Genomic DNA, 19,009 nt, shown 5'->3' with positions numbered 1-19,009 from the left:
GGAATGACGACGATCGCACGGGTGGAGACGTTCCTCGTGGCACCCCGGTGGCTGTTCGTCCGGGTCGAGACCGCCTCGGGCATCGTGGGCTGGGGCGAGGCGACCTGCGAGGGCCGGTCGGAGACCGTCCGCACCGCCGTCGAGCAGCTCAGCGAGGTGCTCGTCGGCCGGGACGCGCTGCGGATCGAGGACCACTGGCAGGTTATGACCAAGGGCTCCTTCTACCGGGGCGGCCCGATCCTGGCCAGCGCCGTCGCCGGGCTCGACCAGGCGCTGTGGGACATCGCCGGCAAGCACTTCGGCGCGCCGGTGCACCAGCTGCTCGGCGGCCCCGTCCGGGACCGGATCCGGGTGTACGGCTGGGTCGGCGGTGACGAGCCCGCCGAGGTGCGCGACCACATCGCCGCCGCCGTGGAGTCGGGCCTGACCGCGGTGAAGATGAACGCGTCCGGGCGGATGAGCTCGGTGGCGTCCGTGGCGGAACTCGACGCCGTGGTGCGGCGCGTGGCCGCCGCCCGGGAGGTGCTCGGCGAGGACCGGGACGTGGCCGTCGACTTCCACGGGCGGTTCAGCCTCGCCAACGCCCGCCGGGTCGCGCCGCTGCTCGAGCCGTACCGGCCGTTCTTCCTGGAGGAGCCGGTGGTGCCGGAGAACTCGCACCTCATCGGCGAGTTCGTCCGCTCCACCAGCACACCCGTCTCGACGGGGGAGCGGCTCTACAACCGGCAGGAGTTCCTGCCCGTGCTCCAGGCCGGCATCGCGGTCGCGCAGCCGGACCTGTCGCACGCCGGCGGGATCACCGAGGTACGCAAGATCGCCGCGCTGGCCGAGGTGTACGACGCGCAGCTCGCCCCGCACTGCCCCCTCGGGCCGATCGCCCTGGCGGCCTGCCTCCAGGTCGGTTTCGCCACCACCAACTACCTCATCCAGGAACAGAGCATCGGCATCCACTACAACCTCGGTGCCGAGGTGCTCGACTACTGCCTCGACAAGACGCCGCTCACGTTCGTAAACGGCTACGTCGAGCGGCTCACGGGGCCGGGGCTCGGCATCGAGATCGACGAACACGCGGTGCGCACCGCGGACAAGCGCGGCCACGCCTGGCGCAGCCCGACGTGGCGGCACCTAGACGGCTCCTACGCGGAATGGTGAACGAGATGACCCTGAACCTCACTGCCGAACTCGGCGCGGCCCGCATCCTCGCGATCATCCGGGGGACCTCCACCTCCGCGGCGATCGCCGCCGGGACCGCCCTGCTGGAGGAGGGCGTCCGCGTCGTCGAGGTCGCCCTCACGACCCCCGACGCGCCCCGGGCGGTCGCGGCGCTGCGCGCGGCGGCGCCCGCCGGGTCGCTGGTCGGCGCGGGCACCGTGCTCACCGCCGGTGACGTCGCCGACGTGGCGGCGGCCGGGGCGCAGTTCGTGGTGACCCCCGCCGTCGTCGAGTCGATCACCGAGGCGGCCCGCCGCGGCATCCCCGTCGCCGCGGGGGCGTTCACGCCCACCGAGGCGTACACCGCCGTGCGGATGGGCGCGTCGGTCGTCAAGCTGTTCCCGGCCTCGGTGGGCGGTCCCGCGTACCTCAAGGCGGTGCGCGACCCGTTCCCCGACATCCCGTTCGTCGCGGTGGGCGGCGTGGGCCTGGACGACGTGCCGGCCTACCTGGCCGCGGGCGCCGTCGCGGTCGGCGTGGGCGGCCCGCTGGTCGGCGACGCCGCCTCCGGCGGCGACCTGGACGCCCTGCGGGCGCGGGCGCGCACCTACCTCTCGGCCGTCTCGGGAGCGCGCGCGTGAGCGCCGTCGACCTGCTCACCTTCGGCGAGGCCATGGTGTCGCTGCGCGCGGCCGGCCCGCTTGCGACGGGCGCGGCGCTGAGCATGCACCTGGCCGGCGCCGAGTCCAACGTGGCCGTCGGCGTGGCCCGGCTCGGCCACCGGGCCGCCTGGGTGGGGCGTGTGAGCACCGACGAGTTCGGCGAGTACGTCCTGCGCCACCTGCGCGCCGAGGGCGTCGGCGTGGACGGGGTGACCCGCGACGCCGAGCGGCAGACCGGCCTCATGTTCCTCGAACAGCGCTCGGCCGACCTGACGCGGGTGCAGTACTACCGGGCCGGGTCGGCGGGCTCGGCGCTGCGCGTCGACGACCTGCGGGCCCCGCTCGCCGCCGGGGCGCGGATGCTGCACCTGACCGGCATCACCCCGGCGCTGTCGGACAGCGCGCGCGAGGCCACCGAGTGGGCGGCGAAGACCGCCGCCGCGGCCGGGATCCCCGTCTGCCTCGACGTGAACTACCGTGCCCGCCTCTGGTCCCGCGAGGCCGCCCGGGCGGTGCTCACCCCGCTCGCGGCGTACGCCTCGACCGTCGTCGCCTCCGCCGACGAACTCGACCTCGTCGGCGAGCCGGGGGCCGACGAGTCCACGACGGTGGCGGAGTTGTTCGGGCGCGGGGTCACGACGGTCCTCGTCAAGCTCGGCGCGGACGGCGCGCGGGCGCACACCCGGACCGGCGTCGCGCACGCCGGCGTGCTCCCCGTGACCGCCGTCGACACCGTGGGGGCCGGGGACGCCTTCACCGCCGGCTACCTGTCCGGCTGGTTCGACGGGCTGGACCTGCCGGACCGCCTGCGCCGGGCGGCCACCGTCGCGGCCTTCGCCGTCTCCACCCGCGGCGACTGCGAGGGGCTGCCCCGCCGCGCCGAACTCTCCCTCCTCGACGGCCACGAGGCGGGCAGCGTCCTGCGCTGACCGCCGCCGCACCACAGCAGAAGAAAGGCACCACCCCTCGTGAAGATCGCCGCCGCTGACGTCATCGTCACCAGCCCGGACCGCAACTTCGTCACCCTGAAGATCACGACCGACGACGGGCTCACCGGCCTGGGTGACGGCACCCTCAACGGGCGGGAGCTGTCGGTCGCGTCGTACCTGCGCGACCACGTCGTCCCGCTGCTGATCGGGCGCGACCCGCACCGCATCGAGGACACCTGGCAGTTCCTGTACCGCTCGGCGTACTGGCGACGCGGCCCGGTGACCATGGCGGCCATCGCCGCCGTGGACGTGGCCCTGTGGGACATCAAGGCCAAGGCCGCCGGCATGCCGCTCTACCAGCTGCTCGGCGGGGCGTCGCGCACCGGCATCATGGCGTACGGCCACGCCTCGGGCCGGGACCTGCCGGAGCTGTTCGACTCGATCCGCCGGCACCTGGAGGAGGGCTACCGCTCGATCCGGGTGCAGACCTCGGTGCCCGGCATCAACGCCGTGTACGGGGTGGCCACCCAGCCCAGCGTCGACGGCAAGCGCTACGACTACGAGCCGGCGCAGCGCACCCCGCTGCCCGCCGAGGAGGACTGGGACACCCGCGCCTACCTGCGCCACCTCCCCGGCGTCTTCGAGGCCGTCCGCAACGAGTTCGGCCCCGAGCTGCCGCTGCTGCACGACGGGCACCACCGGATGACCCCGATCCAGGCAGCCAAGCTCGGCAAGGCGCTCGAACCGTACGACCTGTTCTGGCTGGAGGACTGCACCCCGGCGGAGAACCAGGAGGCGCTGCGCCTCGTCCGCCAGCACACCACCACGCCGCTGGCCATCGGCGAGGTCTTCAACACCGTCTGGGACTACCAGACGCTCATCCGGGAGCAGCTCATCGACTACGTGCGCTCCGCGGTCACCCACACCGGCGGGATCACCGCGATGCGCAAGCTGCTCGACTTCGCCGCCCAGTACCAGATCAAGTCGGGCATCCACGGCCCCACCGACATCTCCCCGGTGGGCATGGCCGCCGCCCTGCACCTGGACCTGGCCATCCACAACTTCGGCATCCAGGAGTACATGAAGCACGGCGCCCTCACCAACGAGGTCTTCCGGCAGTCGTTCACGTTCACCGACGGCTACCTGCACCCGGGTGAGCAGCCCGGCCTCGGCGTCGAACTCGACGAGGCGGCCGCCGCGAAGTTCCCGTACGTGCCGGCGTACCTGCCGTTCAACCGGCTCAAGGACGGGACCGTCCATGACTGGTGAGCGCCACCCGACCCGCCACGTCGTCGTGATGGGCGTGTCCGGGGCCGGCAAGACCACGGTGGCGCGGGGGATCAGCGAGGCGACCGGTCTGCTCTTCGCCGAGGCGGACGAGTTCCACACGCCGGCGAACGTCGCGCGGATGCGGGCCGGCGTGCCGCTGGACGACGCGGCCCGGTTGCCGTGGCTGCGGGACCTCGCGGCGTGGATGGCGGCGCGCGGCGCGGAGGGCCGGTCGACGGTCCTGGCCTGCTCGGCGTTGCGGCGGTCGTACCGGGACGTCCTGCGCGCGGGTCCACCCTCGGTGGACTTCGTGCACCTGGACGGGTCGGCGGAGGTCATCCGGGAGCGGATGTCCCGCCGCACCGGGCACTTCATGCCGGCGAGCCTGCTCGAGTCGCAGATCGCGACGCTCGAACGGCCGCAGCCGGACGAGTCGGTGCTGGTGCTGGACGTGGCGCTGAGCCCGGAGGAACTCGTCGCGGCGGCGGTGGAGGGGCTCGGCCTGCCCGCCGTGAACCCGGTGGGGGAGCGGTAGCGCGGGAAACGTCGGTGGCGGTCGCTACGGTCGTCGTGTGGTGACCGTCGCCGACGTCCGGGCCCTGGCCCGGACGCTGCCCCGCAGCAGCGAACACCTGATCCGCGACCGGGTGAAGTTCCGGGTCGGGTCGATCGTCTACGTGGCGTTCAGCCGCGACGAGGCGACGATGGGCTTCGGCTACCCGAAGGAGGAGCGCGACGCCCTGATCGCCGCCGAGCCCGACCTGTTCTTCCTGCCCCGCCCGTCCGACCTGCGCTTCAACTGGGTGTGCTGCCACACCTCGCGGCTCGACCACGCGCACATGACCGAGCTCGTGACCGAGGCGTGGCGGATGTGCGTGCCGAAGTTCCTGGCCCGGCAACGGCTCGGCGCCTGACCGGCGCCGCCCGCACTACCCTCAGGCGGGCCGGACGGCGATCGCGCCGGCGACGGTGCGCAGGATGAGACGCAGCACCTCGTGCCGCGACGCCCCCATCTCGCCCTGGTACGCCCAGCCCGCGTAGAGCTGGGACCAGATGAGGCTCTGCACCCAGTCCGCGGGCAGCTCCGGGTCGATGGTGCCGTCCCGGTACCCCCGCTCGACCATGGCGGCGAACTCCGGGTCGCACCCGGCCGGCTCGGCGTGCTCCGGGTCGCCGGCGCCCAGCGCCGCGTTGAACACGACCGAGAGCACGTTGCCGAGGTCGAAGTACTCCTGGCAGAGGCGCTGGACGGCGGAGGCGCCCGTGCCCTCGGCGAGCCGGGCCGCGGCGGTCGCCCGCGCGAGCCGGGCGTCGGCCTCGGCGCCCACGGCCTTCAGGAGGTCGGCCCGGTCGGCGAAGTACCGGTGCAGCGTGGTGCGGCCGACGTCGGCGGCCGTGGCGATGTCGCCCAGCGAGGCCGCCGGGTTGCGGCCGAGGACGTCGATCGCCGCGTCGATGATGGCCTGCCGGGTCCGCGCCCGGCTGCCGGACACCTGCGCCTCGGTCACCGGACGAGGATAGCAATGCGCTGATCCGGTAAACCGCTTGCCCGAAACGGAACACCGATGTTCCAATCAGGGTCATGCCGTCCTCCGCACCCGCCGCCGTCCTGCCGCGCCTGCGACTGCTCCTGTCCTTCCTCGCCCCGCATCGGGCCACGATGCTGCTCGGGCTCGTGCTGGGTCTCGCCGCCAACGCGGCCGGGCTCGCCACGCCGATGGTCACCAAGTAGGTCCTCGACACCCTCGGCGCCGGGGAGTCGATGACCCGGCCGATCGGGGCGCTGCTGGCGCTCGTCGTGGTCGGCGCGGCCATCACCCTGTGGCAGTGGCGCCTGCTCGGCACGCTCGCCGAGCGGATCGTGCTCGACGCGCGGACGGCGATGATCACCCGTTACTTCCGGGCTCGCCTGGCCGAGCTGCAACGCCGCCCCGGCGGCGAGCTGGTCACCCGGGTCACCTCGGACGCGGCCCTGCTGCACCAGGCGTCCGGCAGCATCGTCGGGCTGGTGAACAGCGCCATCGCCCTGCTCGGCACGCTCGTGCTGATGGGCGTGCTGGACCTGTTCCTGCTCGGCTGCACCCTCGCGGCGGTGGCCGTCGTCGCCGCGATCATGGGTGCGCTCCTGCCGTCCATCGGGAAGGCGACCACGGCCGCCCAGGAGTCGGTGGGGCGCCTCGGCGGGACGCTGGAGGGCGCGCTGCGGGCCATCCGGACCGTCAAGGCCAGCCGGGCCGAGACTCGGCTGGGCACCCTGGTCGTCGCCGAGGCCCGGGACGCGGCGGCGCACAGCGTCCGGGCGGCCCGGACCGCCGCCTCGGTCTGGACGATCGCGTGGACCGGCATCCAGCTGGCCGTCATCGTGATCCTCGGCATCGGCGCCTGGCGCGCCCAACGCGACCTGCTGGAGATCTCCAGCCTCATCGCCTTCCTGCTGTACACCTTCCAGCTCATGGGGCCGATCAGCGAGTTGACCCAGAACGTCACGGCGTTGCAGGCCGGCATCGCCGCCGCCGGGCGGATCCGCGAGGTCGACGCCATCGGGGTCGAGGCCACCGCACCGGTCACCGCACCGGTGCCGACGCACCGTACGGCGGCCGACGCCGGCGGACCGATCCTCGCCCTGCGCGACGTCACGGCCCGGTACGGGCCGGACGCCCCACCCGCCGTCCGCGGCGTCACCCTGGAGATCCCCCGGCGGGGGCACACCGCCATCGTCGGACCCTCCGGCGCCGGCAAGACCACCCTCTTCTCGCTCGTCCTCCGCTTCCTCGAACCCGAACACGGTCAGCTGCTGCTCGACGGCCGGCCGTACGACAGCTACACCCACGACCAGGTGCGCGCCCGGCTCGCGTACGTCGAGCAGGAGACCCCCGTCGTGCCCGGCACCATCCGCGACAACCTGCGCTTCGCCCACCCCGACGCCACCGACGCGGAGATCCGGGAGGTGCTGCGCGCCGTCCGCCTCGACGACAAGGTCGACTCGCTGCCCGACGGCCTCGACACGCCGCTGGCGTCCACCGAGGTCTCCGGCGGGCAGCGACAGCGCATCGCGCTGGCCCGGGCGATGCTGCGCACCCCGGACGTCCTGCTGCTGGACGAGGCGACCGCCCAGCTCGACGGTCTCACCGAGGCGGCCCTGCACGAGTGCATCCGCCAGCGCGCCGCGGCCGGTGCCGTGGTCACCATCGCCCACCGGCTGTCCACGGTGCTCGACGCGGACCGGATCGTCGTCCTCGAGGAGGGCCGCATCCGGGCGCAGGGCACGCACGCCGAACTGCTCGCCGGCGACGACCTCTACCGCAGGCTGGTCCAGGCGTTGCGCATCGCCGCCGAGCAGGACGTGGCGACCGCCGCGGCGCCCTAGCCCCGCCCGGCCGGGGCCGCGTCGTCGTGCGGTCGCACCCGGCGCGCCCCGGTCCGTCGTACTCGCCGTCGCCGGCGTGCCCCGCGCCGGCGGTGCGGGCGGGGGCCACATCGGAGCGCCGGCCGTCGCCGGAACGTAGGGAAACACCCGATTCCCCGGCGGCGGCGTCGCCGTAGCGTCGGCCCATGACCCGAGGAGCCGCCCTGCGCAAGCTTGGATCGGTCGTCGTCACCGTGGTGCTGCTGCTCGCGACGGGGGCGTGCGACGCGGGCCCGCCCGCCGGCCCCGGCGACGAGGATCCGTGGAGCGAGACGGCCCTGCGGTACGGGCTGGCGCCGGCCCCGCACCCCGACGTCACGCTGCAGCCCGACGTGGTGATCGTGGGCGGCGGCGGCCGGTCGATCCGGTCGGTCACCGCGGACGGGCTCACCTGGCGCATCGACGGCAGGGCCGACCGCGCCGACGAGGTGACCGTCGGCAAGGTCATGTTCGTGACCGGCCGCGGCGTCGGCCGGGTGCTGCACGTGCAGCGGGACGGCGGCGACCTGCTCGTGACGCTCGGGCCGGTGACGCTCACCGAGGTGATCCGGGACGGCACGTTCGTCAAGGAGGGGCTGCGGCTCGAGAACCCCGTCCTCTACCAGGCCGGGAAGCCGTTCTGGGCCGACACCGACAAGGCCCCGACGGCGACGCCGTCACCGGGCCGGTTCGGCAGGAGCGTCCCGCTGCGCGCGGCCCCCGCGGTCCCGGCGCCCGCGCGGCCCGCGCAGCCCCCGCCGACCCGCGACCGGGAGGCCCGCGCCGTCGCCGCCAACTTCTCCCACGGCGTGAGCTTCAGCGACGGGGCCGACGTCAGCTTCCACTACGACCGCGGCGGGCTGAAGTTGAGCGGGCGGGCGACGCTCACCTTCAAGGCGCCGGACGCGGACTTCCACCTGAGCATCCGCGGCGGCAAGGTGACCCGGGCGGAACTGGAGGTCACCGGTGGGTTCGGCATCCGGGTGTCGTTCGAGGCGGGGATCCAGGGCGGGCAGAACATCAAGGCCGACCTTCCGATCCCGGTCGAGGCCGGCTTCCCGATCGGCACGGTCCTCGGTGTGCCGCTCACGCTCACGATCGGCCAGACGCTGAAGGTCAAGACGGCGTTCGGCGCCAAGGCCGGCACCATCAAGGGCTCGGGGGAGTTCTCCCTCGCGGGATCGCTCGGGTACGGCTACGCCAACGGCAGATGGGGTCCCCGCGTCACCGAGAACGTGAAGCGCAAGAGCAGCCTCATCGACTCGCTCACCGGCGTCCCCGTCGGCGTCATGGGCCTGCTCATCGAGCACCGCGTGAAGTTCACCGTCGGGTTCAACGCCTTCGTGTTCAAGGCCGGCGTCTTCTTCGAGCTCAGCACCGCGTACGGCACCACCCTGGGGTCGGCCCTGGGGGCGGTCGGCACCCTCGGGTCGCACTTCGTGGAGTGCCGCGGCGTCGGGCTCGGGGTCTGGGGGCGGTACGGCGTGGGCTACAGCATCCTGCAACCGGTGGTCGACCTCATCAACGAGTTCCTGAGCCTGATCAAGGTCAAACCCATCGCCCGCGAGAACAAGATCGGCCCGCCCCCGTTCGAGATCTGGAGCAAGGAGGAGATCACCCCACCGGGCACCAAGCTGTGCGGCACCCCGAAACCGTCGGACTGAGCGGCGTCGGGACCGGCCCGGTCAGGGCTCGACGAGGCGGGGGGTGACCGGCCGGAAGGTCACCGGAGCGCCGGGCCCACCGCCGGCCCGCGACCGGTACGCCGGCACGCCCACGCAGGTGAACAGCAGCGCCGCGAGATCGTCCGGCTCCGCCAGCAGCGCCGGCACCTCCGCGTCGACGAACGTCATCCCGGAGGCGCTGGCCCCCAGCGCGTACGCCGCGAGGTGGAGCCGGCCCTCCACGAGCCCGGCGGCGAGTTGGGCGTCCCGGTAGCCGCGGTCGTCCATTCCGGACAGCGGCGTGGCCGCCACGACGACGTACGCCGCGTCGGCGGCCAGCCCCTGGTGGAGACAGACGCGCAGCAGATCGTCCCGCAGGTCCCCGCCCCGGCGGGGCCGGGACAGGTCGGGCCACCGGTAGATGCCCGGCGCCACGCCGTCGACGCCGTGGACGGCGACCCAGTGCGGCACGCGCACCCCGCGCAGGGCGGCGGCCAGCGGCCACTCCAGCACGGTCCGCGACACCGTCCGGGACCGGTCCATGAGGCGCTGCGAGCCGCGGCGGCGGACGACCTCGTCCAGGGACGCCGACGGCGGCACGTCGGTCAGGGCGGGCGCCTCCGGCCAGGGTCCGCCGAGGACGTCGCGCTCACCGGCGCGTTGCGCGGCGGTGCAGAGCGGCAGCTCGACCGGGGGCAGCTCGCCGGGCACCGCCGGGCCGGCCGGCCCGATCGCCGGCTCGCCGTCACCGAACGAGAGCAGGGCCAGCGGGTACTCGTGCACCCCGTCCGCACCCACGAGCCGGCGCACCGTGGCGTCCGGGAAGAGCGAGCGCAGCCGCGGCGCGAGGCCGGCGCTCGCCGCGGCCGCGGAGAGCTGGGAGAGCAACGTCCCCGCGTCCCAGTAGAGGTGCCGCCATCCCCGCTCCGCGTAGCGCCACCCGGTCCGCCACGGCACACCGGTCACGACGATCGTGGTGACCGTTCCGGTGGCGGCGGGGGCGACCCGGACCAGGGCGTGCCGCACCGGGTCGTACCAGTGCACCCCGTCCGGGACGCCGGCCACCCCGCGCGTGCTCGCGTACACCTCCAGCGGGAAGCGGCCGCCCGCCGATCCGGAGGCGCGGAAGAGGAACGTGCGACCGTCCCGGACGGCGGTGCGCACGACGCCGGCGCCGAGGAAGAGCACCCGGCCGAGCTGGGCCGCGTCGAGGGGCTGCGCGGGGGACGCCGTGCCGGCGAGGACGGCCGTGGCGGACACCCCCGGATCCGGCAGGTCGCGGGGGAGGTCGACCACGGGCAGCCCGTCCGGGTAGCTCTTCACCGGTGGGGGCAGCGTGGCGGGGTCGTTCGGGACCAGGTCGTGACGCACCCGCGGGTCGTCGGCGGGCACGTCCCACTCGCGACCGGGGACGTACGAGGTGAGGCGGTGCAGCAGCCCCGCTCCGGATTCCAGGTCCATGCGGCCATCCTGCCAGCGCGCGTGCGCCGGGGCTGGCCCGGGGACGGCGGCGCCCTCCCCGGACCAGCGTCCACTCACGCAGCGGCCAGGCTGAACCGCTGCTTCACGGAGTCGATCTCGACGATCCGGGCCCGGACCCGCGTGCCGACCGGCCAGGACCGCTGCGGCGCCAGACCGGTGCAGCCTTCGGCCTCGACGAACGAGCCGAACGGCAGCCGCTGGGTCACGACGCCGTCCACGACGTCACCGACCCGGTGCCGGGCGGCGAACTCCTGCCAACCCATCTCTCTCACCTCCTTCCGTCACGAGCGGCGGGACAGCACGTCTCGTGACGGGGCGGGCCTCGGGCCCGCGAGGTGCTCAACCGGCGGCCGGGTGTCCGTTCTGTGTACGGCGCGAGGCCGACCCGGCAGTCATGGGCGGATCATACCACCGCGTCGGAGCGTGAGCTGGATTACCTTCGCCCCGCACGGGAATGAGCCGCGCCGCGAGCGGTTGCTGCCAGGTGTGATCACCGCATCGACACCCGCCGCCGTACGCCCCGAGCCGGGGGAGCGGCCGTGACCGCCGCCGTGGAAGCCGCGCCCCCGACGCCCGGTGACCTCATGAGCCCCGGGCAACGCCTGCGCCTCGTCCTCGGCTCGCTGATCGCGATCGGGCCGCTCACCATCGACATGTACCTGCCCGCGCTCCCGGACATCGCCCGGGACCTGCACACCACGTCGGCGGCCGTCCAACTGACACTGACCGGCACCCTCGCGGGCCTCGCCGTCGGCCAACTGCTGATCGGCCCGCTGTCCGACGCCGTGGGACGGCGGGCTCCGCTGCTGGCCGGCGTCGCGCTGCACATCGTGGCGTCCGTGCTGTGCGTCGTCGCGCCGACGATCACCACGGTCGGCGTGCTGCGGCTGCTGCAGGGACTCGGTGTGGCGGCCGCCTCGGTGGTGGCGACGGCCGTCGTGCGGGACCTGTTCGACGGCGCGGCCTTCGCCCGGCTGTTCTCCCGTCTCATGCTGGTCATGGGCGTGGCGCCCATCCTCGCCCCGACCCTCGGCAGCGGGCTGCTGCGCTGGTCGGACTGGCGGGGGGTGTTCGTGGCCCTCGCGGTGTTCGGCGTCGTGCTGGTCGCCGTGGCGGCGTTCGGGCTGCCGGAGACCCTGCCGCCCGCGAGCCGGCGACGCGGTGGCGTCGGGGCGACCGCCCGCGTGTACGCCACCCTGCTGCGCGACCGCACCTTCGTGGGGCTCGTCCTGGTCACGGGCCTGGCCATGGCGGCGCTGTTCGCGTACGTCGCCGGGTCGTCGTTCGTGTTCCAGGAGCGGTACGGCCTCGACGAGCAGCAGTTCGGGCTGGCCTTCGGCGCCGGCGCGGTCGGCCTCATCGCGGCGACCCAGCTGAACGTCCGGCTGCTGCGCCGGTACACCCCGCAGCGGATCCTCGTCGCCGCGCTGGTCGTGGGCACGGCGGCGGGTCTCGTGCTGGTCGCCGTCGCCGCCACCGGTTTCGGCGGTCTGGCGTCCGTCCTGGCGTCGTTGTGGGTCGTCCTCGGCGCGGCGGGACTCGCCCTGCCGAACGCGCCCGCCCTCGCCCTGACCCGGCACGGCGAGGCGGCCGGCACCGCCTCGGCGTTGCTCGGCGCCGTGCAGTTCGGCGTGGGGGCGCTGGCCGCGCCCCTGGTCGGCGCGCTGGGCAACGGGGGCGTCGCGATGGCGGCGGTGGTGGCCGGCGGCATGCTCGCGGCACTCGGCGTCCTGGTCGCCGTCGTGCGGCCGGCGCGGCTCGGCGAGATCGCGCCGTCGGCGGTCGCCGTGGTGGCGCACTGACGACAGGACCGCCCGCCCGTCGTGGGAGCGCTGGTTCGCGGCGGATCCTCTAGGCTGCGCACGACGACACCGGCCGATCGAGGGGAGACGATCGTGTCGCACACCGGCACCGAGACCGTGGGCGAGGAGATCCCGCCGTCGGGAGTGGACGCGTCCATCCCGCACTCCGCCCGGGTGTACGACTGGTGGCTCGGCGGGAAGGACAACTTCGCGGCCGACCGGGCCATGGGCGCGGCCCTCATCCAGGCGATCCCGACGCTGCGCACGATGGCGAAGGAGAACCGCTCGTTCGTCCACCGGGTGGCCCGCTACCTGGTGGGGGAGGCGGGCGTGCGCCAGTTCCTCGACATCGGCACCGGGATCCCCACCCGCCCCAACCTGCACGAGGTCGCGCAGGCGGTGGCGCCGGAGACCCGCGTGGTCTACGTCGACAACGACCCGATCGTCCTGGCGCACGCCCGGGCGCTGATGATCAGCACCGAGCAGGGCCGCAGCGAGTACATCCACGCCGACCTGCGCGAGCCGGAGAAGATCCTCGCCGATCCACGCCTCACCGGGACGCTCGACCTCGACCGGCCCGTGGCGCTCACCCTCATCGCGGTGCTCATGCTGCTGCGCGACAGCGACGACCCGGCGGGCAGGCTGCGTACGCTCATGGAGGCCCTGCCCTCCGGCAGCTACCTGGCGATCACCCACCCGACGGGGGACTTCAACCCCGCCGAGATGGACGCGGCGGTGGCCGCGGCCACCCAGGGACACATGACGCTGGTGCCGCGGACCCGCGCCGAGGTGGAGCGGTTCTTCGACGGGTGGGAACTGGTCGACCCGGGTGTCGTGCCGGTCATGGCGTGGCGGCCGGAGAGCGAGCCGGAGGACCCGCACGCCGCCTACTACTGGGCGGGTCTCGCCCGCAAGCCGTGAGGTGTGCCGGCGCCGCCGGCGGGTACCCGCCCGCTCCAGGGACGACCCCGGGGAGGCGCGGATGGCGACGGAGGCGCCGGACTACTTCCGGCCCGAGCACGGCATGGTGCTCACGCACCTGCTGATCGTGCGGGACGTGGACCGTTCGCGAGAGTTCTACGAGCGGGTCCTGGGCGCGACGGTGGTGCGGGAGCGGCGACCGGCCATCCTGCGCTTCCACAACAGCTACATCGTCATCAACGACGAGGGCGGCCCGACCGACGACAAGCCGAGCGTACGGGCGCAGGCCCCGCCGGACCCGGACGTGCTGAGCGGCGCCATGAACGTCCGGGTCACCGACGTCCGCGCGGTCTACGAGCTGTGGCGCTCCCGGGGCGGGGAGTTCCTCACCGAACCGAAGGACCACGGTGTGGAGATCCGCTGCTACCTCCGGGACCCCGACGGCTACCTGATCGAACTCGGTCAGGGCACCGGGATCCTCGCCGAGGTCGACGCCGGCTGAGGCGCCCGCCGGGCGCCCCGGACGGCCGGAGCGGCGCGTGATTGGCGGCTCTCCGGCCGTCCTGATGCGGTCTGGGATATTTTCGCACTGTTGGACCGGGTGCCGCCGGCGGCAGAGCGGAGAGAGACCATGCCAGGGGGGACACCGTCGCGGCGCCGCCCGCCCCGGCCGCTCGGCGTGCCCGTGCTGGCGCCGGTGCCGGCCGGCTGGTGGCTCGACGGTGTGCTGCTCGCCGCGCTGGCCGGGCTCACGGCGGCCCTGGTCTGGTGGCGTCCGCTGCTGGACCTGGACATCGCCGTACGCGACTGGTGCGACGCGCGCCGGCCCCCGCCGGTGTCGGGGATCATGTGGTTCTTCGACCACCTCGGCCAGGGCGGCATCCTCACCACGGTGACCGTCGCGGTGTCGTTCTGGCTGGCCTGGCGGCACCGGTCCGTGCGCCCGATCATCCCGGCCGGGCTGGCCCCGATCATCAGCACGGTGCTGATCGTCGGCCTCAAGCGGTGGACCTCGCGCGGCGCCCCGCACCACGGGTCGGTGGAGATGTTCAGCGACGGCTGGGAGGAGTACTACCCCTCCGGTCACGTGAGCAACGGCATCGTCTACTACGGGGTGCTGGCCATGCTGCTCGCGCCGTACCTCCCCGTCCTCGTCCGCCGGGTCCTGCAGTGGCTGCCCGGCGTGCTGACCTTCATCGGCACCACCTACCTGGGCTACCACTGGCTCACCGACAGCATCGGCGGCTACCTGCTGGGCCTGCTGATCGTGCGGCTGCTGCTACGGGTGCCGTGGCGGACGATGCCGCTGCCCCGGTGGCTGGACCGGTCGGCGGCCCGCGAGCGCCGGGGGTCGACCGGGTGAGCCGCGGGGGAAGGGACGGCGATCGCCGTTCCCGCCCGCGCGCCGTGTGCCAGACTCGATCTGGCGCGAGGGCGTCGGGCGGTCGGGCACCCGGGCAGGGTGCCCCGTCCGGGCCGTACCGGCCCCGTCCCGCCGTCCCCTCCGGTGCGGGTCGCCCACCCAGGCTCAGGAAGGGACATCGTCGTGAAGTACCACGAGTTCGTCGCCGCGGTACGCCAGCGGGGTGAGTACGGCAGCGCGGCCGAGGCCGAGGACGTCATCCGTGCCGTGCTCGGCGTGCTCGCCTCGCGCCTCACCCCGGACGAGGCCCACGACCTCGCCTCCCAGCTGCCGCACGGGATCGCCGAGATCCTGGAGGAGGCGGGGGAGCCGACGCGGCAACTGTCGGTCCAGGAGTTCCTCCAGCGCATCGCCGCCGGAACCGGCGCCACCACGCGGACCGCCGAGTGGGACGCCGGCGCCGTGCTGTCGACCGTCGCCGACGCGATCACCGACGGCGAGCTCAACGACCTCATGACCCAGCTGCCGTCGGGCTACGCCGCCCTCTTCGGCAACCCGGCCTGACGACGGCGGCCGCCCCGTCGCCGGGGCGGACCCGCCGGTCAGGCCCGCTCCGGTACGACCTCCCCGGCCCGCGCCTCGGCGTGCTCACCGACGAGCGGGTCGGCCTCGGCGTACCCGGTCTCGTCGGCCGGCGCCCCGTGCCGGGGCATCGGCTGGTGCGCCTCCGCCTCCACCGCGGGCGGCTGCGCCTCGGCGACCGGCGGCGCCACCTCGGCGACCGGCTGCCCCGCCTCCGCGGCCGGCTCTCCCGCCTCCGCGACCGGCTGCTCCGGCCGCGGGCGCCCGGGCACCTCCGCCGCCCGCGGACGCTCCGGGTCCCGCGCCACCACCGGGTACTCGGCGGTCGCCGCGCCACCGGCCGCCGCGGCCATCACGGCGGCCGCCGCCAGGTCGGCCACCCGCTTGGCCTCGCGCTGCACCCGGGCACGGACCTCCTTGGCGTGCCGGTCGGCCGAGTCGGCGGCCCGGCGCGCCTCGTCGAGGCGCTCCGCCTCGGCCGTGAGCTCCTGCCGGACCTCGACCAGGCGCTGCCGCGCCTCCGCGAGTTCCCGCTCGGCCGCCTCCTGCTCCCCGCGCGACTCGGCGAGCTGCTGCCGTGCGGCGTCCAGCTCGGACTGCAACCGGGACAGCGCCTGCTGGTGGGCCGAGATCTCCTGCTGCACCCGGGTGAGCTGCTCCTGGTGCGCGGCGGCCTGCTCGTCCGCCCGTTGCCGCACCTCGGTCGCGTACTGCTGGGCCTCGGCGATGAGCGAACCGATGGTCTGCTCGGCCGCGCTGCGCTGGCCCGCCACCTCCCGCTCGGCGGCGGCCCGCTGCTCGGCGATCTCCTGCTCGGCGGCGGCCCGGCGCTCGTTGATGTCCCGCTCGATGTTGGCCTGCCACTGGGCCAGCTCCTGTTGGCTCTTGGACCGGGCGGCCTGCAACTCCTGCTGGATCTGCGTACGCGCGGCCCGGGTCAGCGCCTCGGACGCGGCCCGCGCCTGCTCGATCTGCTGGGCGCTCTGCTCGCTGATCCGCTTCGCCTCCTGGCGGGCGCGCTCGTGGGCGGCCTCCCCCTCGGCCCTCAGCTTCTCCGCCGCCTCGCGGATCTCGGCGAGCTCGGCCTCGGCCGCGGCGCGCCGCTCCTCGTACGCCTTCTCCTGCTCGGCACGGCGCGCGGACAGCTCCTCGTCGAGGTCCTGGAGCGCCCGGGTGGCCCGCTCCCGCGCCTCGGTGAGCGTCCGCTCCGCCTCGGCCCGCAGCTCCGCCGCGTGCTGTGCCGCCGTGTCGGTGATGACCCCGGCCTGTTTCTCGGCCAGGGCGAGGATCTGGTCGACCATCGGGCCGAGGTCTCGGAACGACGCCCGGTCCGGCTGCGACGGGCGCTGCCGCAGCTCGGTCACCTCCGCGTGCAGCTGCTGCACCTGCGCGGTCAGCTCCCGGACCTGCCCGGCCGCCCGTTCCCGCTCGGCCCGCGCCGTCGCGAGCTGGGCGTCGAGGTGCTCGACGTACCGGTCGACCTGCCGCTTGTCGTAGCCGCGCAGCGTCAGCTCAAAGGTGGGTCGCGAGGTGCCGTCCTCGCGTACCGCGAACGGCTCTGCGCCGATGGACATCCGCCAACCTCCGTACGGTCCTGCGGCCCCCACGGGCCATGGGATCGCGCAACGCTACCGCCGCGCGGGGGCGGTGTGTCGTCCCGGCCCGGCCATCGCCGTACGCGCGACCGGCCGCTCGCGCTGCGTCACCGCACCGGCCCGGTGCGGACGGTTCGTGTGGTGCGCGGCGAGCGCCGTCGCCCGGCCGCCGGGTGGGGGCATGATGGGGTCCGGTGCCGTTCATCCGGAGCGTCCGCAGCGGGGACGCGGGCGGCGCCCGACCATCGACAGGAGAGAGATGTCTTCGATCGCGGACCGGACGATAGCGGCACTGCGCAGCGGGCACGACGCCCTCGCCGCCTTCGTCGGCAAGCTCGGCCCGGACGACCTGACCCGGCCGTCCGGCGCCAGCGACTGGCAGGTGTCCCAGGTGCTCAGTCACCTGGGCAGCGGCGCGGAGATCAACCTGGCGGCGCTGCGTGCCGCGCAGGCCGGCGAGCCCGCGCCCGGCGGCGAGTTCAACCAGTCGGTGTGGGCGCGGTGGGACGCGATGCCGCCCGCCGAGCACGCCAGCGGTTTCCTGGAGGCCAACGAGCGGCTCGTGCGGGCGTACGAGGAGCTGGACCCGGCCGCCCGGGCCGACCTGCGCATCGACCTGGGCTTCCTGCCCGAGCCGGTGGACGTGGCCGGCGCGGCGGGGCTGCGGCTCAGCGAGTTCGCGCTGCACCGGTGGGACGTCGAGGTCGGCTTCGACCCGTCCGCGACGGTGGCGGCCGACGCCGTGCCGCTGCTGCTCGACCAGGTCGGGGGGATGCTCGCCTGGACCGGCCGGCCGGACGTCCTGGGTGGGCGGCGCGCGGTGCTGGCCGTACGGCTGCACGACCCGGAGCGGACCTACGGGCTGCGCCTGGGCGAGCGGCTGGAGCTGACCGACGCCCCGGCGCGGCCCGACGGTGAGCTGGTGGCCCCGGCCGAGGCCTGGCTGCGGCTCACGGTGGGGCGGCTGGGCCCGCGGTACACCCCGGAGGGCGTACGCGTGAGCGGGCCGGTGAGCCTCGACGAGCTGCGGGGCGTCTTCCCCGGCTTCTGACCGGGGGAACCGATGACGCGTGGTCCTGGTCGTCGTGGCGCCGTGGGGGCCGCGACGACCAGGATGCGGCGCGATCCCGGCCGGCGCGGGGGCGGTGTCAGGCGGGCGCCGGGCCGGTGGAGTCGCGGACCACGAGCGTGTGGCCGGTGGATCGGCGGCGGGGCCGGACCGAGCGGGGCTTGAGCGCGAGGGCGAGGGCCATGCGTCCCATGTCGGTCATCGGCAGCCGGACGGTGGTGAGGCTGGGCGCCAGGTCGGCGGCGACGGAGACGTCGTCGAAGCCGACCACGGACATCCGCTCCGGCACGGGGATGCGGTGTGCGCGCAGCACGGCGAGCACGCCCATCGCCATCGCGTCGTTGAGCGCGATGACGGCCGTCGTCTCCGGGTGGTCGCGGAGGATCTGCTCGCCGGCCCGGCGTCCGCCCTCGCGGGTGAAGTCCGTGTGCACCACCGGCAGGTCGGCGAGGTCGAGCCCGTGCTGCCGCAGCGCCTTGCCGACGCCCGCGAGGCGGTCGACGACGGTGGTGAGGTCGGCGCTGCCGGCCGCCACGGCGATCCGCCGGTGGCCCAGCGCCAGCAGGTGCTCGGTGAGCGCCCGGCCGCCGGCCTCGTTGTCGGGCAGCACGGCGTCGACGCCGAGGGAGTGCCGGCCGATCACCGCGACCCGCCCGCCGAGGTTCTGGTACGCGGACAGCTCCGCCCGGGTCTCCGCCTCGATCCGCTGGTCGGTGTAGCCGGAGCCGGCGACCAGGATGATGCCGACCCGCTGGGCGATGAGGTGCCGGATCTGGCGCAGCTCGAAGTGCGGGTCGCGCCCGGAGTGGCAGATCTGGACGAGCAGCCCCTGCTCGGCGGCGACCTCGATGACCCCTCCGGCGATCTCCGAGAAGTACGGGTCGTCCACCTGGTGCACGACGAGGCCCACGGTGGAGCTTGCCCCGCCGGCCAGCGTGCGCGCGTACGGGTTGGCCACGTAGCCGAGCTCCTGGGAGATCCGCCGCACCCGGTCGGCCACCTCCTCGCTCACGCCGTCCCGGCCGGACAGGGCGCGTGAGGCGGTCGCCAGCGACACGCCGGCCCGCTCGGCGACGTCGACGAGGCGCAACCTCGAGCCAGGTTTCGGCATCAGTGACACTCCCGAGACATCGA

At 74.6% G+C, this 19,009-nt stretch carries 20 protein-coding genes; 15 read left to right on the top strand and 5 right to left on the bottom strand.

Going from position 1 to position 19,009, the window contains the following annotated elements; genetic code table 11:
* The first annotated feature begins 3 nt into the window (after positions 1-3).
* The 6 genes from dgoD to D7I43_RS00825 are packed head-to-tail and all read left to right on the top strand — an operon-like array spanning position 4 to position 4,926.
* Entirely contained in the window at positions 4-1,152 is a 1,149-nt protein-coding gene (gene dgoD, locus D7I43_RS00850; protein WP_120326395.1) for a galactonate dehydratase, read from the top strand.
* 5 nt (positions 1,153-1,157) lie between these two features.
* On the top strand, positions 1,158-1,793 hold the full coding sequence (locus D7I43_RS00845; protein ID WP_240032730.1) for a bifunctional 4-hydroxy-2-oxoglutarate aldolase/2-dehydro-3-deoxy-phosphogluconate aldolase: 636 nt from the start codon (positions 1,158-1,160) through the stop codon (positions 1,791-1,793).
* Positions 1,790-2,743 (top strand): sugar kinase, encoded by a 954-nt coding sequence (locus D7I43_RS00840; protein ID WP_240032729.1) that lies wholly within the window; start codon positions 1,790-1,792, stop codon positions 2,741-2,743. The genes D7I43_RS00845 and D7I43_RS00840 overlap by 4 nt, the downstream gene beginning before the upstream one ends.
* Before the next feature lie 39 nt (positions 2,744-2,782).
* Positions 2,783-4,012: a D-mannonate dehydratase ManD gene (gene manD / locus D7I43_RS00835; RefSeq protein WP_120326393.1), complete on the top strand. Its 1,230-nt coding sequence runs from the start codon at positions 2,783-2,785 to the stop codon at positions 4,010-4,012.
* The gene (locus tag D7I43_RS00830) at positions 4,002-4,547 is read left to right on the top strand and encodes a gluconokinase (protein ID WP_120326392.1); all 546 of its coding nucleotides are present in this window, start codon (positions 4,002-4,004) and stop codon (positions 4,545-4,547) included. Before manD ends, D7I43_RS00830 begins: the two co-directional genes overlap by 11 nt.
* Before the next feature lie 37 nt (positions 4,548-4,584).
* Positions 4,585-4,926, top strand: a complete 342-nt coding sequence (locus tag D7I43_RS00825) for an MmcQ/YjbR family DNA-binding protein (protein ID WP_120326391.1) — start codon at positions 4,585-4,587, stop codon at positions 4,924-4,926.
* Positions 4,927-4,947: 21 nt separating this feature from the next.
* On the opposite strand, the gene D7I43_RS00820 is transcribed toward D7I43_RS00825, so the two are convergent.
* Positions 4,948-5,520 (bottom strand): TetR/AcrR family transcriptional regulator, encoded by a 573-nt coding sequence (locus D7I43_RS00820; protein WP_120326390.1) that lies wholly within the window; start codon positions 5,518-5,520, stop codon positions 4,948-4,950.
* Positions 5,521-5,594: 74 nt separating this feature from the next.
* Here D7I43_RS00820 and D7I43_RS33350 point away from each other — a divergent pair, with 74 nt between their 5' ends.
* The 3 genes from D7I43_RS33350 (at position 5,595) to D7I43_RS00810 (ending at position 9,061) form a co-directional block, all read left to right on the top strand.
* On the top strand, positions 5,595-5,744 hold the full coding sequence (locus tag D7I43_RS33350; protein WP_240032728.1) for a hypothetical protein: 150 nt from the start codon (positions 5,595-5,597) through the stop codon (positions 5,742-5,744).
* A gap of 30 nt (positions 5,745-5,774) precedes the next feature.
* Entirely contained in the window at positions 5,775-7,379 is a 1,605-nt protein-coding gene (locus tag D7I43_RS00815) for an ABC transporter ATP-binding protein (RefSeq protein WP_240032727.1), read from the top strand.
* Between the two features lie 185 nt (positions 7,380-7,564).
* The gene (locus tag D7I43_RS00810) at positions 7,565-9,061 is read left to right on the top strand and encodes a hypothetical protein (protein ID WP_120326389.1); all 1,497 of its coding nucleotides are present in this window, start codon (positions 7,565-7,567) and stop codon (positions 9,059-9,061) included.
* A 21-nt stretch (positions 9,062-9,082) separates the two neighbouring features.
* Here the strand turns inward: D7I43_RS00810 and D7I43_RS00805 are convergent, their stop codons facing one another.
* Both D7I43_RS00805 and D7I43_RS00800 read right to left on the bottom strand, forming a co-directional pair.
* Positions 9,083-10,522 carry a nitroreductase family protein gene (locus D7I43_RS00805; RefSeq protein ID WP_120326388.1) on the bottom strand — a complete coding sequence of 480 codons (1,440 nt, stop codon included), beginning with the start codon at positions 10,520-10,522 and terminating at the stop codon, positions 9,083-9,085.
* A 74-nt stretch (positions 10,523-10,596) separates the two neighbouring features.
* Complete coding sequence (locus D7I43_RS00800) at positions 10,597-10,806, bottom strand: hypothetical protein (RefSeq protein WP_120326387.1); 210 nt, start codon at positions 10,804-10,806, stop codon at positions 10,597-10,599.
* A gap of 321 nt (positions 10,807-11,127) precedes the next feature.
* Between D7I43_RS00800 and D7I43_RS00795 the strand changes: the two genes are divergently transcribed.
* The 5 genes from D7I43_RS00795 (at position 11,128) to D7I43_RS00775 (ending at position 15,193) form a co-directional block, all read left to right on the top strand.
* Positions 11,128-12,345: a multidrug effflux MFS transporter gene (locus tag D7I43_RS00795; protein WP_120326686.1), complete on the top strand. Its 1,218-nt coding sequence runs from the start codon at positions 11,128-11,130 to the stop codon at positions 12,343-12,345.
* 117 nt (positions 12,346-12,462) lie between these two features.
* The gene (locus D7I43_RS00790; RefSeq protein WP_275670802.1) at positions 12,463-13,266 is read left to right on the top strand and encodes an SAM-dependent methyltransferase; all 804 of its coding nucleotides are present in this window, start codon (positions 12,463-12,465) and stop codon (positions 13,264-13,266) included.
* 61 nt (positions 13,267-13,327) lie between these two features.
* Positions 13,328-13,768 (top strand): VOC family protein, encoded by a 441-nt coding sequence (locus D7I43_RS00785; RefSeq protein ID WP_120326386.1) that lies wholly within the window; start codon positions 13,328-13,330, stop codon positions 13,766-13,768.
* A gap of 129 nt (positions 13,769-13,897) precedes the next feature.
* Complete coding sequence (locus D7I43_RS00780) at positions 13,898-14,629, top strand: phosphatase PAP2 family protein (RefSeq protein ID WP_120326385.1); 732 nt, start codon at positions 13,898-13,900, stop codon at positions 14,627-14,629.
* Positions 14,630-14,812: 183 nt separating this feature from the next.
* Positions 14,813-15,193 carry a DUF2267 domain-containing protein gene (locus tag D7I43_RS00775; RefSeq protein WP_120326384.1) on the top strand — a complete coding sequence of 127 codons (381 nt, stop codon included), beginning with the start codon at positions 14,813-14,815 and terminating at the stop codon, positions 15,191-15,193.
* A gap of 38 nt (positions 15,194-15,231) precedes the next feature.
* Here D7I43_RS00775 and D7I43_RS00770 read toward each other — a convergent pair whose 3' ends face one another.
* Positions 15,232-16,785 (bottom strand): coiled-coil domain-containing protein, encoded by a 1,554-nt coding sequence (locus tag D7I43_RS00770; RefSeq protein WP_192902037.1) that lies wholly within the window; start codon positions 16,783-16,785, stop codon positions 15,232-15,234.
* 280 nt (positions 16,786-17,065) lie between these two features.
* On the opposite strand from D7I43_RS00770, the gene D7I43_RS00765 reads away from it, so the two are divergent.
* Positions 17,066-17,857: a maleylpyruvate isomerase family mycothiol-dependent enzyme gene (locus D7I43_RS00765; RefSeq protein ID WP_120326383.1), complete on the top strand. Its 792-nt coding sequence runs from the start codon at positions 17,066-17,068 to the stop codon at positions 17,855-17,857.
* 97 nt (positions 17,858-17,954) lie between these two features.
* Here the strand turns inward: D7I43_RS00765 and D7I43_RS00760 are convergent, their stop codons facing one another.
* Positions 17,955-18,986, bottom strand: a complete 1,032-nt coding sequence (locus tag D7I43_RS00760; protein ID WP_120326382.1) for a LacI family DNA-binding transcriptional regulator — start codon at positions 18,984-18,986, stop codon at positions 17,955-17,957.
* Positions 18,987-19,009 lie beyond the last annotated feature (23 nt).

It is taken from the genome of Micromonospora globbae, from assembly GCF_003610785.1.
GTDB lineage: Bacteria > Actinomycetota > Actinomycetes > Mycobacteriales > Micromonosporaceae > Micromonospora > Micromonospora globbae.
Note: the sequence above shows the minus strand (reverse complement) of the source record. Positions and strands in the feature narration are given on the sequence as shown.

Bases quoted from the DNA above. Each gene is read 5' to 3' on its own strand.
- D7I43_RS33350 (WP_240032728.1), top strand. From the start codon at position 5,595: ATGCCGTCCTCCGCACCCGCCGCCGTCCTGCCGCGCCTGCGACTGCTC.
- D7I43_RS00795 (WP_120326686.1), top strand. From the start codon at position 11,128: ATGAGCCCCGGGCAACGCCTGCGCCTCGTCCTCGGCTCGCTGATCGCG.
- D7I43_RS00765 (WP_120326383.1), top strand. From the start codon at position 17,066: ATGTCTTCGATCGCGGACCGGACGATAGCGGCACTGCGCAGCGGGCAC.
- D7I43_RS00770 (WP_192902037.1), bottom strand. From the start codon at position 16,785: ATGTCCATCGGCGCAGAGCCGTTCGCGGTACGCGAGGACGGCACCTCG.
- dgoD (WP_120326395.1), top strand. From the start codon at position 4: ATGACGACGATCGCACGGGTGGAGACGTTCCTCGTGGCACCCCGGTGG.
- D7I43_RS00810 (WP_120326389.1), top strand. From the start codon at position 7,565: ATGACCCGAGGAGCCGCCCTGCGCAAGCTTGGATCGGTCGTCGTCACC.
- D7I43_RS00785 (WP_120326386.1), top strand. From the start codon at position 13,328: ATGGCGACGGAGGCGCCGGACTACTTCCGGCCCGAGCACGGCATGGTG.
- D7I43_RS00845 (WP_240032730.1), top strand. From the start codon at position 1,158: ATGACCCTGAACCTCACTGCCGAACTCGGCGCGGCCCGCATCCTCGCG.
- D7I43_RS00760 (WP_120326382.1), bottom strand. From the start codon at position 18,986: ATGCCGAAACCTGGCTCGAGGTTGCGCCTCGTCGACGTCGCCGAGCGG.
- D7I43_RS00805 (WP_120326388.1), bottom strand. From the start codon at position 10,522: ATGGACCTGGAATCCGGAGCGGGGCTGCTGCACCGCCTCACCTCGTAC.
- D7I43_RS00815 (WP_240032727.1), top strand. From the start codon at position 5,775: ATGACCCGGCCGATCGGGGCGCTGCTGGCGCTCGTCGTGGTCGGCGCG.
- D7I43_RS00780 (WP_120326385.1), top strand. From the start codon at position 13,898: ATGCCAGGGGGGACACCGTCGCGGCGCCGCCCGCCCCGGCCGCTCGGC.
- D7I43_RS00800 (WP_120326387.1), bottom strand. From the start codon at position 10,806: ATGGGTTGGCAGGAGTTCGCCGCCCGGCACCGGGTCGGTGACGTCGTG.
- D7I43_RS00830 (WP_120326392.1), top strand. From the start codon at position 4,002: ATGACTGGTGAGCGCCACCCGACCCGCCACGTCGTCGTGATGGGCGTG.